This is a genomic window from Micromonospora parathelypteridis (assembly GCF_014201145.1).
In the GTDB taxonomy this organism is placed as follows: domain Bacteria; phylum Actinomycetota; class Actinomycetes; order Mycobacteriales; family Micromonosporaceae; genus Micromonospora; species Micromonospora parathelypteridis.
On record NZ_JACHDP010000001.1, the window covers coordinates 5,978,185 to 5,991,718 of the forward strand.

Below are 13,534 nucleotides of genomic sequence, written 5' to 3' on the forward strand. Positions count from 1 at the left end.
TTCGTGTTGATTACCTCGTCAGGTGCGCTGGCATATCGGCCAGCCATCGCAGGACAACCGGCTCCACCAGGGCGGCGAGGCGGGCATAACCAGCCGTGGACGGATGGTAGGCGTCACCCGCAGCGACCTCCTGGCTCCAGGCCAGGTCTGCGGAGAGCGCCGTGACATCGACGAACGGCACGTTCCGGGCGGCGCACACCTGCGCCATCGCGGCGGCGAGATCGGCTGCCCGTCTGCTTGCCTGCCGGTCCTGCACGGGCGGCGGCCCCACGACAAGCGTGTGCCACCGTTCGGCGTGGGCGTCGTCGAGCATCGCGGCAAGCAGCGCGAGGGATCGGTCCGGCGGGACGCGAACCTGGCCGAGTTGCATGTCCACGTCGTTGGTACCGAACGCGAACACGACCCCGAAAGCCTGCCCGTCCTTGAGGCGGACACGGGCTTCAGGAAGCCAGCGTTGGGCCACGTCCAGGGATGTGTCCCGGCGAACGCCCATGTTGTAGACGGTCAGGTCATGGCCTTGCGCCCGGGCGGCAGCGGCCACGGGCCCGACCCAGCCCGCACCGGACGGATCGCCAACCCCGACCGTGAACGAGTCGCCGAAGAAGCACACCCGCAGGTCGCGCCGCGATCCCGTCGTGCCGGGCTCCTTCTGATCGGGGGGGAGCATGCGCAGAGCATATCTATGCAATGGAGCGCATGGCAATCCGGTGGGGGAGTGTGGCAGCCGAGGGCCTACCCACCGGAGTGGTGTGTACCGCGCGGGACGATCACCACGTGCAGGTTGCGGGGGCCGTGGACGCCCTCGACGCGGTTGAGCTCGATGTCACTGGTGGCTGATGGACCACTGATCCAGGTGAGTGGGCGGCGGGGATCGAGGCGCGCGAGGGCGTCCGGCACCCCCGCGACGACCTGGTCGACACGCAGCACACAGATGTGCACGTCGGGCAGGAGCGTGATCACCCGCCGACCCTGGTCGGCGGCCGCGTCGAGGATGACGGTCCCGGTCTCGGCGATCGCCACCGCCGCTGCGGTGACCACCCCGTCGGCGGTGGCGATCTCGTCGGCCGGGAGACCGTCGTCGGTGAGCGCCTCGACGGTGTCGGGCAGCCAGTGCCGGGGCAGCCCCGCCGGAATGACGACCCGCCGTCCGCCGAGAATCGCGTCGACGACCTGCGCCACCTCGTCGTCGGAGCACTGGTGCACCGACGCCCGGTAGTCGGTGAGCCGGTGCACCAGGACGTCGAGGTGCACGGCACCGCCAGCCGGTCGATAGTCCCGCGCGACCTCACCGGGGGAGCCCGGTGGCGGGCCGAGAGCCGCACGCAGCCGACCGAGGATCAACTCGCGGGAGGTCATCGTTGCGTCCACCATTCGCGGAAGGTCTGCGGAGGCGGCTGCGGCAGGTCGCGGCCGACGGTCCAGCCGGACAGCGGTGGGGGAAGACCCCGGCCACGCCGGCCGGCGAAGCGGGCGAGCCGCGACCCGCGCTGGGCGGCCTCGTACATCGGCAGGTGATCCATGGTGTACGCGGCGGCGGCCATGGTGACCGCCTCGGCGCTCGGCAGGCGATGCTCGCTCCGGTACGCCGTCACGTGCTCCGCGCGCAGGTGCACCAGGATCGACGGAATGTCGATCTTCACCGGGCAGGCGTCGAAGCACGCGCCGCAGAGCGAGGAGGCGTACGGCAGGGACGCGTTGTCCTCGACGCCGGTGAGCTGGGGCGAGAGCACAGCGCCGATCGGTCCTGGATAGACGGACCCGTACGCGTGGCCACCGGTGCGCTCGTAGACGGGGCAGACGTTGAGGCAGGCCGAGCAACGGATGCAGTGCAGCGCCTGACGGCCGACCTCGTCGGCGAGCACCGCGCTACGGCCGTTGTCCAGCAGCACGAGGTGAAAGTCCTGCGGCCCGTCGCCGGGAGTGACACCGGTCCACATCGACGTGTACGGGTTCATCCGTTCACCGGTGGACGCGCGGGGCAGCAGTTGCAGGAACACCTCCAGGTCCGCCCAGGTGGGGATGACCTTCTCGATGCCCATCACGGTGATCAGGGTGTCCGGCAGGGTGAGGCACATCCGGCCGTTGCCCTCGGATTCGACCACCGCCAGGGCGCCGGTCTCGGCGACCGCGAAGTTCGCCCCGGAGATCGCGACCCGGGTGCTGAGGAATGTACGACGCAGGTGGCGACGGGCCGCCGCCGCCAGGATCGCGGGTTCGTCGGTCAGCGACGGGTCCACCCCGGGCATCTCACGCAGGAAGATCTCGCGGATCTCCGCCCGGTTGCGGTGGATCGCGGGTACGAGGATGTGGCTGGGCTTGTCCCGGCCGAGCTGGACGATCAGCTCGGCGAGATCGGTCTCCACCGGTTCGATGCCGGCAGCCTCCAGCGCCTCGTTGAGGCCGATCTCCTGGGTCGCCATCGACTTGACCTTCATTACCCGGTCAGTGCCGGTGGCGGTAACCAGGTCGGTGACGATCCGGTTGGCCTCGACGGCGTCGACCGCCCAGTGCACGGTGCCGCCGGCGGCGACGACCGCCGTCTCCAACTGTTGCAGCAGCTCCGGCAGGCGGGCCATGGTGTCGGCCTTGATCGCGCTGCCAGCCTCGCGCAGCTCCTGCCAGTCGGGGACCTCGTCGATGACGGCGGCCGACTTGGCCCGGATGGTGGAGGTGGCATGGCCAAGGTTGCGACGCAATTGGGCGTCGGCGAGGCTGCGCCGGGCCGCGACCGGGAAGGGCTCGTCGCCGCGCAGGTGCCCGACACCGCGCGGCGCGGTGGTCGGCATGCCCAGGAAGGTCTCGGTCACGCCGGCACCCCGTCGGTCTTCCGCTGCGCCCGCCCGGCTGGGGCGGGGGCAGGCTCGGTGTTGGCCAGGATCTCCGCGAGATGCACGGTCCGTACGCCGGTGCGCAGTCGGGCCAGCCCTCCGCCGATGTGCATCAGACAGGAGGCGTCCCCGGCGGTGCAGACGTCGGCTTTGGTGGCCAGCACGTGACGCATCTTGTCGGCCAGCATCGCCGTCGAGGTGTCCGCGTTCTTCAGCGCGAACGTGCCGCCGAAGCCGCAGCACTGCTCGGCCTGCGGCAGCTCCACCAGGTCCAGGCCGCGCACCGCACGCAACAAGCGCAGTGGCTTGTCGCCCACCCGGATCATCCGCAACGAGTGGCAGGTCGGGTGGTACGTCACCCGGTGCGGGTAGTACGCGTCCAGGTCGGTCAGCCCGAGCACGTCGACGAGCAGTTCCGACAGCTCGTACGTGCGTCGGGCAATCTCCTCGGCCTGGCTGGCCAACCGTTCGTCGCCGGCCCGCCGGGCCACCAGCGCGTGCTGGTGGCGCACCGAGCCGACGCACGAGGCGGACGGGGCCACCACCACGTCGTACGGGGCGAAGGTCCGCACGTGCCGACGCACGAGGCGCAGCGCGTCGTCCGGATAGCCGGTGTTGATGTGCATCTGCCCGCAGCAGGTCTGGTCCTGAGGAAAGACGACCTCGTGACCGAGCCGTTCCAGCAGCCGTACCGTCGCCTTGGCCGCCTCGGGGAACAGGGTGTCGGCCAGGCACGTGACGAACAGGGCTATTCGCATGTTCAGTCCTCCCATCCGAGGCGTCGGGCAGCCGCCCGCGCCGCCGCGTCGCCGCGTGGCTCGTACCGCACGATCTGTTGAGTCTCCCGTAGCACGGACCGTAACGACGCGAGGTCACCGCCGATCACGCCGAGGGCGCGGGCCTGCACCAGCGCGTTGCCCAGGGCGGTGGCCTCGACCGGCCCGGCGAGCACCGGCAGGCCGCAGGCGTCGGCGGTGAGCTGACACAGCAGGTTGTTGCGGGCGCCACCGCCGACGACGTGCACCGCGTCGACGTGCCGATCGGAGAGCCGTTGCACCTGCTCGACAGCGCGCCGGTGCGCCAGTGCGAGGCTGTCCAGGATGCACCGGACCGTGGCCGCTGGACTGTCCGGTACGGGCTCACCGGTACGCCGACACGCTTGGGCGATGCGGGCGGGCATGTCGCCGGGCGGCAAGAAGGTCGGGTCGTCCGGATCCAGCACCGAACGGAAGGCCGGTTCCTCGGCCGCCTGCCGGAGCAGCGTGGGAAGGTCCGTGGTGCCCCAGGTACGCAGCGACTCCTGCAGTGGCCAGAGGCCCATCACGTTCCGCAGGTAGCGGATCGTGCCGTCGACGCCGGATTCGTTGGTGAAGTTGGCCCGCCGGCTCGGCTCGCTGAGCACCGGGGCGTCCAGCTCGACCCCGACCAGAGACCAGGTGCCGCAGGAGATGTAGGCAAAGTGCTCACCGGCCGCCGGCACACCGACCACCGCCGAGGCCGTGTCATGCGATCCCACCGACATGACGTCGGGTGATCCGGGTAGGTCGAGCGCGGGCAGGACCGGACCAATCCGGGTGCCCGGCTCGCGCAGCGGCGGGAACAGCTCGCTGCGGATCCCGGCGTCGCTCATCAGGTCGGTCGCCCAGGCGCGGCGACGCAGGTCGTACAGCTGGGTGGTGGAGGCGTTGGTGACCTCGGCGCCGACCTCACCGGTGAGCCAGTACGCGATGAGGTCCGGAATCAGCAGCAGCCGGTGCGCGGTCTCCATCTGGGGTGTACCGGCGGCGGCGGCGAGCTGGTAGAGGGTGTTGAAGGGCAGGTGTTGCAGCCCCGTCGTGGCATAGAGCCGCTCCGGTCCGAGCTGCTTCGCCACCCGGTCGCTGACGCCCTCGGTACGCCCGTCGCGGTAGTGCACCGGGTTGCCGAGCAGAGCGCCGGTGGCGTCGAGCAGCCCGTAGTCGACCGCCCAGGTGTCGATGCCGATGCCGGCGACCGGGCCGGCAGCCCTCAGCCCTTCCAGCACACCCCGGTAGAGCGCCAGGACGTCCCAGTGCAGGGTGCCCGCGACCCGCACCGGTTCGTTGCGGAACCGGTGCGCCTCGGTGAGCTCCACCATCCCCGGCCCGATGCGCGCGAGCATGACCCGGCCACTGGACGCGCCCACGTCCACAGCGGCCAGTCGCACGGCGGTCATCAGCGGAGGAAGGCCGCGGCGACACCGGCGTCCACCGGGACGTGCAGGCCCGTGGTGTGCGACAGCTCGCCGCCGGTGAGTACGAAGACCGCGTTGGCGACGTGCTCGGGCAGCACCTCACGCTTGAGCAGGGTGCGTTGGGCGTAGAACTCGCCCAGCTTCTCCTCCGGCACGCCGTAGACGGCCGCCCGCTGCGCACCCCAGCCGCCGGCGAAGATGCCGGAGCCGCGGACCACCCCGTCCGGGTTGACACCGTTGACCCGGATGCCGTGGCCGCCGAGTTCGGCGGCGAGCAGCCGAACCTGGTGGGCCTGGTCGGCCTTCGCCGCGCCGTACGCCACGTTGTTCGGACCGGCGAACAGGGAGTTCTTGCTGGAGATGTAGACGATGTCGCCGCCCATTCCCTGTGCCAGCAGCACCCGTGCGGCCTCCCGGGAGACGAGGAAGGAACCCTTGGCCATCACGTCGTGCTGGATGTCCCAGTCCGCCTCGGTCGTCTCCAACAGCGACTTGGACAGCGACAGCCCGGCGTTGTTCACCACCAGGTCCACCCCACCGAAGGCGAGCACCGCCTCCCGCAGGGCGCCGGCGACGGCCTTGCCGTCGCTGACGTCGGCCGCGACGGCGACCGCCACGTCCGCGCCGCCGATCTCGGCGGCGACGGCGGTGGCCGCCTGCGCGTCGCGGTCGGCGACCACGACACACGCGCCCTCCGCGGCGAGCCGGTGGGCGATCGCCCGGCCGATCCCGGAGCCGCCTCCGGTCACGAACGCGACCCGTGTGGCGAGGGCCTTCGACTTCGGCATCCGCTGAAGCTTCGCCTCCTCCAGGGCCCAGTACTCGATCCGGAACTTCTCGGCCTCGTCGATCGGCGCGTAGCGCGACACGGCTTCCGCGCCGCGCATCACGTTGATGGCGTTGACGTAGAACTCGCCAGCGACGCGGGCGGTCTGCTTGTTGGCGCCGAAGCTGAACATTCCCACCCCGGGCACCAGGACCACGGCCGGGTCGGCGCCCCGCATCGGCGGGCTGTCCGCGTTGGCGTGTCGCTCGTAGTAGGCGCGGTAGTCGTCACGGTAGGCGGTGTGCAGCTCCCGGAGTCGGGCGATCACGTCCTCGACGGGCGCGGTGGGCGGCAGGTCGAGCACCATCGGGCGGACCTTGGTGCGCAGGAAGTGGTCCGGGCAGGACGTGCCGAGGGCGGCGAGCGTGGGGTGCTTCTCCCGCGAGACGAAGTCGAGCACGCCGGGGCTGTCGGTGAAGTGGCCGACCTGCGGCCGGTCGGTGGACGCCAGGCCCCGCAGCACCGGGAACAGCGCCGCCGCTCGACGTCGGCGTTCGTCGGTGGGCAGCGGCTCGTAGCCGGCGATGACCGGGCCGAAGGGCTCGGCGCGACCCCGCTCGTCGAGGTACGCCTGCGCGGCCCGGATGATCTCCAGCGAGTGGCGCTCGCACTCGTCGCTGGTCCCGCCCCAAGCGGTGATGCCGTGACCGCCGAGGATCACGCCGATCGCCTGCGGGTTGGCCCGTGCCACCGCGGCGATGTCCAGGCCGAGTTGGAAGCCGGGCCGCCGCCAGGGGACCCACAGCACCCGGTCGCCGAAGATCTCCTTGGTCAGCTCCGGCCCGTCGGCGGCCGTGGCGATGGCGATACCGGCATCGGGGTGCAGATGGTCGACGTGCGCGGCATCGACGAGCCCGTGCATGGCGGTGTCGAGGGACGGCGCCGCCCCGCCCCGGCCGTGCAGGCAGTAGTCGAACGCGGCAACCATCTCGTCTTCCCGCTCGATGCCGGGGTAGACGTCGACGAGGGCGCGCAGCCGGTCCATCCGCAGAGCGGCCAGTCCGGATTGGGTGAGGGTGCCGAGGTCGCCGCCGGAACCCTTCACCCAGAGCAGTTCGACCGGGCCGCCGGTGACCGGGTCGGTGGCCGCACCCTTGGCGGAGGTGTTGCCCCCGGCGTAGTTCGTCGTGGTCGGGTCGGCGCCGAGCCGGTTGCTGCGCGCGATCAGCGCCTGAACCTCGGATTGCATGTCCTCACGTCCCCAGTCTGCGTTTCTCAGTGGTGGTCAGGCGCCCCAGCCGGCCTGCTGGCCGCCGGCGCGTTCGGCGCGGATCTTGTCGAAGTAGCCGGAGCGGGCGTACGCGGCCATCGGGTCCGGATCCAGGCCCAGGTCCGCCCGGAGCTCGCCGAGCAGTGGTCGGACGTCGGTGTTGTACGCGTCCATCAGCACGGCGTTGGCGGCGAGCACGTCACCGCTGCGCTGCGCGGCGGCCAACGCGTCCGCGTCGACGAGCAGCGCCTTCGCCGTCGCCTCCTGCACGTTGAGCACCGAGCGGATGATGGCCGGGATCTTCGCCTCGATGTTGTGGCACTGGTCGAGCATGAACGCGATGCCGGCCTCCGGCGCCAACGCGTCGCCACGGACGATCTCGTACATGATCCGGAACAGCTGGAACGGGTCCGCCGAGCCGACCATCAGGTCGTCGTCGGCGTAGAAGCGTGAGTTGAAGTCGAACGCGCCGAGCTTCCCGACGCGCAGCAGGAACGCCACGATGAACTCGATGTTCGTGCCCGGGGCGTGGTGCCCGGTGTCGATGACCACCTGGGCCTTTGGGCCCAGCTCCAGGCAGTGCGCGTATGCGGTGCCCCAGTCCGGCACGTCCGTGGTGTAGAAGGCCGGCTCGAACAGCTTGTACTCGAGCAGCAGCCGTTGGTCGTCGCCGAGCCGGTCGTAGGTTTCGCGCAGCGCCGCCGCGAGCCGGTCCTGCCGGGCACGGATGTCATCCTGACCGGGGTAGTTGGTGCCGTCGGAGAACCAGAGCTTCAGGTCGCGGGAGCCGGTCCGGTCCATGATGTCGACACACTCGAGCAGGTGGTCGATGGCTTTGCGGCGCACCCCCGGATCCGGGTTGGTGACGCTGCCCAGCTTGTAGTCGTTGTCCTGGAAGACGTTGGCGTTGATCGCGCCCAGACCGACGCCGTGATCCTCGGCGAACGTGGCCAGGTCGGCGTAGTCGTCGACACGGTCCCACGGGATGTGCAGCGCCACCGTGGGTGCGATGCCGGTGAGCTGGTGTACGACGGCCGCGTCGGCGACCTTCTCGTACGGGTCGCGCGGCACCCCCTCCTGGGGGAAGACCTTGAAACGGGTTCCGGAGTTGGCGTACGCCCAGGATGGCGTCTCGATGCGCTGGGACCGCAGAGCCAGCTTGACCCGTTCGAGGGTCCGCGCGTCGGGCTGCGTCATGATGAATCTCCCGTCTCTACGGCGGACCGCGCCGCAGGATCTGCGGCAAGCTGCGCCTCAAGGTTGAAGACCTCGTCCAACGGCCGCATGGAGCGGTCGGGGGCACCGTTGTCGAGGTCGACGAAGTACGACGCCATCTCCGCCTGCCAGCGGGCGTTGACGTCGCTGGCCTGCATGGCGGCCTGGGCCGCCGCGAAGTCGTCGGTGACCAGATAGCCCACGAGCAGGCCGTCCTCGCGGAGGAAGAGCGAATAGTCCCGCCAGCCGCTCTCGGCCAGCGCGGAGAGCATCTCCGGCCAGACCCGCGCGTGGCGGGCGCGGTATTCGTCCAGACGTTCGGGGTCTACCTGAAGGGTGAAGCAGACGCGGGGCACGGTTCTCCCGTCGGCTCCCCGGTCGGTGCACGGCGTGCGCCGGCACCGACCGGGAGGGCGATCAGAACTGGAACTGGTCGATGTTGTTCTTGTCGAACACGGTGGGTGGGCCGAGGATGACCACCCCGTCCTTCGCGACGGTGAACTCGCCGAGCTTGCCGGCCTTGAACTTGTCGCCCTCAGCGCCGGTGATCTGGCCGGAGGCCAGTGCCGCTCCGGCGTACGCCGCCAGGTAACCGAGGTCGGCCGGGCTCCACAGCGCGAACGCGTCGACGGTGCCGTCCTTGACGTACTGGCGCATCTGGTTCGGGGTGCCCAGCCCGGTCAGCTTGACCTTGCCCTTGTACTGCGACCCGCTGAGGTAACGCCCGGCCGCCGCGACACCGACCGTGGTCGGAGAGATGATGCCCTTGAGGTTCGGGTACGACTGCAGCAGACCCTGGGTCTCCTGGAAGGACTTCTGGTCGTCGTCGTTGCCGTACGCCACGGTGACCAGCTTGATCTTGCTGTATTCGGGCTTCGTCAGCTCGTTCTTCATCAGCGCGATCCAGGCGTTCTGGTTGGTCGCGTTGGCGGTGGCGGAGAGGATGGCGATCTCGCCCTCGCCGCCGATCTGCTGCGAGATGAGCTTGACCTGGTTCTCGGCGATGCCCTCGGCGGTCACCTGGTTGACGAAGATCTGGCGGCACTCCGGCTTGGTGTCGGAGTCGAAGGTGACGATCTTCGCGCCGGCCGCCTTTGCCTGGTTGAGCGCCCCGCAGATCGCGTTCGGGTCGTTGGCCGAGGTGACGATCACGTCCATGCCCTGCTGGGACAGGGTGTTGATGTAGCTGACCTGGGAGGAGGCGCTGGCCTCGGAGGGGCCGACCTCCTTGAACTCGCCCTTGAACTCGGTGACCGCGGCCTTGCCGCCGTTGTCCGAGACGGTGAAGTAGGGGTTGTTGAGGGCCTTGGGCAGGAAGGCGATCTTCAACCCTTCCTTGATGGCGGCGTCGGGATTGGCGGCGCCGCTCGCCTGGTTTCCGGCGCCGGCGTCGTCGTTGGAGTTGTCCCGGGTGGTGCCGCCACAGGCGGCGCTGAGCAGCAGTGCGGCGAGGGCGAGGCTGGTGGCCCCGACCCGGAGGCCTCTGCGGTATGCGGACATCGTCATCCTTCCGGGGGTGATGGGTGTGCGGGGGAACATCACGAAGCGACGGGGTGCCGCTGTCGTCGACGGTGCAGCCGGGCGCGGATGTCCGCGACCGCGTTGGGCAGCACGACGGATGCGATGAGCAGGCTGCCGGTGACGATCGTCAGCGCGTTGGCGTCGACGTCGGCGAGCTGCAGCGCGTTGCGCAGGACGCCGAGCAGCAGCACACCGGCCAGCACACCGAGCAGCGCACCCCGACCGCCGAAGATCGAGACACCGCCGAGCAGCACGGCGGTCACCACGGTCAGCTCCAGGCCGGTGGCATTGTCGCCGCGGGCGCTGGCGTACCGCAGCGTCCAGAAGATGCCGACCAGCCCGCACACCGCGCCGGAGACCACGAAGAGCCAGAACTTCGTCCGGGCCACCGAGACACCGGTGAACGTGGCGGCCTGGTCGTTGTTTCCCATGGCGTAGAGCGCGCGACCGGCGGCGGTGGCGTGCAGCACGACCCCGAAGATCACTGCGAGCAGCAGCAGCGGGACCACCACCACCGGGATCGACGTACCGGGGATGTTGCGCACCGCGGCAGCGGTCCAGTCGGCCGGGAAGTCCGCCACCGCCTGGTCGCCGAGCACGACGAAGGACAATCCCCGGTAGAGAGCGAGCGTGCCGATGGTCACCGCCAGCGACGGCAGACCGAAGCCGGTGACGAAGAGGCCGTTCACCGCGCCGAGCACGGCGCCCAGCAGCACCACGAGGACACAGATCAGCTCCAGGGACAGTCCACTGGAGAGCCAGAGCTGCCCCATCAGCGTGCTGCACAGCCCGACCATGCTGGCCACCGAGAGGTCGATCTCACCGGTGATCACGATCAGGGTCATCGGCAGCGCGATGAGCGCCAGCGGCATCAGGTCGAGCAGCAGGAACTGGGCGTTGCGACCGCTGGCGAAGTTCTCCACGGTCAGGCTGGCGACCAGCACGGCCACCACGAGGGCGGCGACGATCACCGCGTCCCAGGAGCCGAACAGCCCGCGCAGGCTGGCGAGACGGCCCGCGCCGGGCTCGGCCTCGGCGGTGGGCGGTGCGGCGTACAGGCTGTCATGCGCCATGCGCGCTTCTCCCTCGGAGGCGGGCCGCCACCCGCAGGGCCAGGAGCCGGTCCAGCCCGATGGCGGCGAGGATGAGTGCGCCGACCACGGCCTGCTGCCAGAACGGGTCGATACGCAGGACGGCAAGTGAGCTGCCGATCGTGGTCAACAGCACGGCGCCGAGTGCCGCGCCGTACGCGCTGCCGCTGCCTCCGAAGATCGCCACCCCGCCCACCACGGCCGCGGCGACGACCTGGAGTTCCAGGCCGGTGCCGGCGGCCGCGTCGAGGGTGCCGAACCGGGCCGCGTACAACACGCCGGCGAGCCCGGCGAGGGCGCCGCTGGCGACGAAGACGGCGAACACCCGCCGGCCCACCGGGATGCCGGAGAGCCGGGCGGCGGCCGGTTCGGAGCCGATCGCGTACAGCTCCCGGCCGCTGCGGTAGGAGCGCAGGTAGAAACCGACGGCGGCGACGACGACCAGTGCGACGAGGAACAGCACGGGTACGCCGAGCACCGTCTGGTTGCCCAGCCGCAGGAACGACGCGGGCATGTCGGCGGCGTTGATCTGCCGGCCGGACGCCCAGTAGTAGTCGACACCGCGAAAGGCGTAGAGGGTGCCGAGCGTGATGACCAGGGCGGGCACCCGGGCAACCGCGATCAGGCCGCCGTTGACCGCGCCGCCCAGCGCGCCCAGCGCGACACCCACGACGAGCGCCACCGGCCAGGGCGTACCGGGTGCCCAGAGGAACAGCGAGCCGGTGGCGAAGGCGACCAGACCCAGGATCGACCCGACGGAGAGGTCGACGTTGCGGGTGACGATGACCAGGGTCTGGCCGACCGCCAGGATCACCAGGATCGCGCAGCCCAGCAGCAGGTCCTTGATGCTCTGGCCGCTCAGGAACCGATCGTTGCGCAGGGTGGTCACCAGGACCAGCAGGCCGAGCGCGACCAGCAGGCTCAGCTCGCGTACGGCCAGCAGCCGTTCGGTGAGGGTGCGGCGCTGCCGACCGGGGTCGGTTGGGGTGTCCCCGGCGGCCCGTTCGGGCGCGCCGGCGTCGGTGAGGCTCATGCGGTCGCTCCTTGACCGGTGGCGGCGAACATGATGGAGGTCTCGTCCGCCTCGGCCCGGGGCAGCTCGCGGACCAGTCGCCCCTCGTGCATGACGAGAACCCGGTCGGCCATGCCGAGCACCTCGGGCAGCTCGCTGCTGATCATGAGGATGGCCAGGCCCTCGCCGGCCAGCTCGGAGAGCAGCCGGTGTACCTCGGACTTGGTGCCGACGTCGATGCCACGGGTGGGTTCGTCGATGATCAGGACCCGTGGTTCGGTGGCCAGCCACTTGGCGAGCACGACCTTCTGCTGGTTGCCCCCGGAGAGGGTCGCCACGGGCGCGCCGAGCCGGGAGGCCTTCACCTGCAGCCGCCGTGTCCAGTGGCGGGCCTCGGCGCGCTCCGCGCCGCCGAGCAGGAGGCCCAGCCGGCTCAGCGCCCGGCGGCGGGCCAGGGTGGCGTTGCGCTCCACCGACAGCTCCATGACCAGGCCCTGCTGTCGTCGGTCCTCGGGGACCAGCGCCATGCCGGCCGCGATCGCCCGGCTCGGGTTCCCCGCCGGGACGGCGCGACCCGCCACCAGGACGTCCCCCGCGTCGTAGCGGTCGACACCGAAGACGGCACGGGCGACCTCGCTGCGTCCGGCGCCGACCAGCCCGGCGAGCGCCACGATCTCCCCGCCCCGGACGGAGAACGACACATCGGTGAAGACGCCGGCCCGGGTCAGCCCACGGACTTCGAGCAGGGTGTCCCGCAGCTCGGCGTCCTGCTTCGGGTAGAGCGAGGAGACGTCCCGGCCGACCATGCGCCGCACCACCTCGTCGACGGTCAGGTCGGCGGTGTCGTCGCTGGAGACCCAGGCGCCGTCGCGCAGCACGGTGACGCGGTGGCACAGGTCGAACACCTCGTTGAACCGGTGCGAGATGAACAGCACGGCCGCCCCACCCTCGCAGAGCGACCGGGCGACCGCGAAGAGCCGCTCGACCTCCACCCCGGAGAGCGCGGCGGTGGGCTCGTCCATGACCAGGACGCGGGCGTCGAAGGAGATCGCCTTGGCGATCTCGACGAGCTGCTGGTCGGCGATGGAGAGGCCACGCGCGGGCCGGGTCGGGTCGATGCGGACACCCAGCCGCTGGAACAACCGCTCGGCGTCGCGGTTCATCGCGGCGGTGTCGATGCGACGCAGGGCGCGCAGCGGTTGCCGACCCATGAAGATGTTCTCCGCCACGGAGAGGTCCGGGAAGAGCGTCGGCTCCTGGTAGATGACCGCGATGCCAGCGGCCCGAGCGTCGGCGGGACCGCGCAGCCGCAGCGGTTGTCCGTCCAGGGTCATCGAGCCGGAGTCCGGTGCGTGTGCGCCGGCCAGGACCTTCACCAGGGTGGACTTGCCCGCCCCGTTCTCGCCGACCAGGGCGTGGGCCTCACCGGAGCGTAGCGCCAGGTGCACCCCGCGTAGCGCGGCGACGGCCCCGAAGGACTTCGTCACGCCGTCGAGGACCAGCAGCGGAGCCGGCGTGCCGGGTGCGTCGGCGGTCATCCGACCCCCTCCTGAATCGTTTCATGCGTCGTGCATGGACGGTAGGGGTCGACCTTCGAGAGCGTCAAGAGTTTCGCTGCT

At 70.7% G+C, this 13,534-nt stretch carries 12 protein-coding genes; all 12 read right to left on the reverse strand.

Annotated elements, in window-relative coordinates:
• Positions 1 to 10: 10 nt before the first annotated feature.
• Positions 11 to 667: a GDSL-type esterase/lipase family protein gene (locus HNR20_RS26980; RefSeq protein ID WP_184185358.1), complete on the reverse strand. Its 657-nt coding sequence runs from the start codon at positions 665 to 667 to the stop codon at positions 11 to 13.
• Positions 668 to 732: 65 nt separating this feature from the next.
• A complete protein-coding gene (locus HNR20_RS26985; protein ID WP_221309932.1) occupies positions 733 to 1,371 on the reverse strand; it encodes a LutC/YkgG family protein in 639 nt (212 codons plus the stop codon).
• The gene (locus tag HNR20_RS26990) at positions 1,353 to 2,786 is read right to left on the reverse strand and encodes a lactate utilization protein B (protein WP_184189108.1); all 1,434 of its coding nucleotides are present in this window, start codon (positions 2,784 to 2,786) and stop codon (positions 1,353 to 1,355) included. The genes HNR20_RS26985 and HNR20_RS26990 overlap by 19 nt, the downstream gene beginning before the upstream one ends.
• A 17-nt stretch (positions 2,787 to 2,803) precedes the next feature.
• Positions 2,804 to 3,586 carry a (Fe-S)-binding protein gene (locus HNR20_RS26995; RefSeq protein WP_184185360.1) on the reverse strand — a complete coding sequence of 261 codons (783 nt, stop codon included), beginning with the start codon at positions 3,584 to 3,586 and terminating at the stop codon, positions 2,804 to 2,806.
• A gap of 2 nt (positions 3,587 to 3,588) precedes the next feature.
• Positions 3,589 to 5,022 carry a rhamnulokinase gene (locus HNR20_RS27000; protein ID WP_184185362.1) on the reverse strand — a complete coding sequence of 478 codons (1,434 nt, stop codon included), beginning with the start codon at positions 5,020 to 5,022 and terminating at the stop codon, positions 3,589 to 3,591.
• Positions 5,022 to 7,055, reverse strand: coding sequence for a bifunctional aldolase/short-chain dehydrogenase (locus HNR20_RS27005; RefSeq protein WP_184185364.1), 2,034 nt, complete (start codon positions 7,053 to 7,055; stop codon positions 5,022 to 5,024). The genes HNR20_RS27000 and HNR20_RS27005 overlap by 1 nt, the downstream gene beginning before the upstream one ends.
• A gap of 36 nt (positions 7,056 to 7,091) precedes the next feature.
• Positions 7,092 to 8,273 carry an L-rhamnose isomerase gene (gene rhaI / locus HNR20_RS27010; RefSeq protein WP_184185367.1) on the reverse strand — a complete coding sequence of 394 codons (1,182 nt, stop codon included), beginning with the start codon at positions 8,271 to 8,273 and terminating at the stop codon, positions 7,092 to 7,094.
• Positions 8,270 to 8,647, reverse strand: coding sequence for an L-rhamnose mutarotase (locus HNR20_RS27015; protein WP_184185370.1), 378 nt, complete (start codon positions 8,645 to 8,647; stop codon positions 8,270 to 8,272). The genes rhaI and HNR20_RS27015 overlap by 4 nt, the downstream gene beginning before the upstream one ends.
• A gap of 61 nt (positions 8,648 to 8,708) precedes the next feature.
• Positions 8,709 to 9,791: a rhamnose ABC transporter substrate-binding protein gene (gene rhaS, locus HNR20_RS27020; protein WP_184185373.1), complete on the reverse strand. Its 1,083-nt coding sequence runs from the start codon at positions 9,789 to 9,791 to the stop codon at positions 8,709 to 8,711.
• A 38-nt stretch (positions 9,792 to 9,829) separates the two neighbouring features.
• Entirely contained in the window at positions 9,830 to 10,885 is a 1,056-nt protein-coding gene (locus tag HNR20_RS27025) for an ABC transporter permease (RefSeq protein WP_184185376.1), read from the reverse strand.
• On the reverse strand, positions 10,875 to 11,936 hold the full coding sequence (locus tag HNR20_RS27030; protein WP_184185379.1) for an ABC transporter permease: 1,062 nt from the start codon (positions 11,934 to 11,936) through the stop codon (positions 10,875 to 10,877). The genes HNR20_RS27025 and HNR20_RS27030 overlap by 11 nt, the downstream gene beginning before the upstream one ends.
• Positions 11,933 to 13,453 (reverse strand): sugar ABC transporter ATP-binding protein, encoded by a 1,521-nt coding sequence (locus HNR20_RS27035; RefSeq protein ID WP_184185381.1) that lies wholly within the window; start codon positions 13,451 to 13,453, stop codon positions 11,933 to 11,935. The genes HNR20_RS27030 and HNR20_RS27035 overlap by 4 nt, the downstream gene beginning before the upstream one ends.
• Positions 13,454 to 13,534 lie beyond the last annotated feature (81 nt).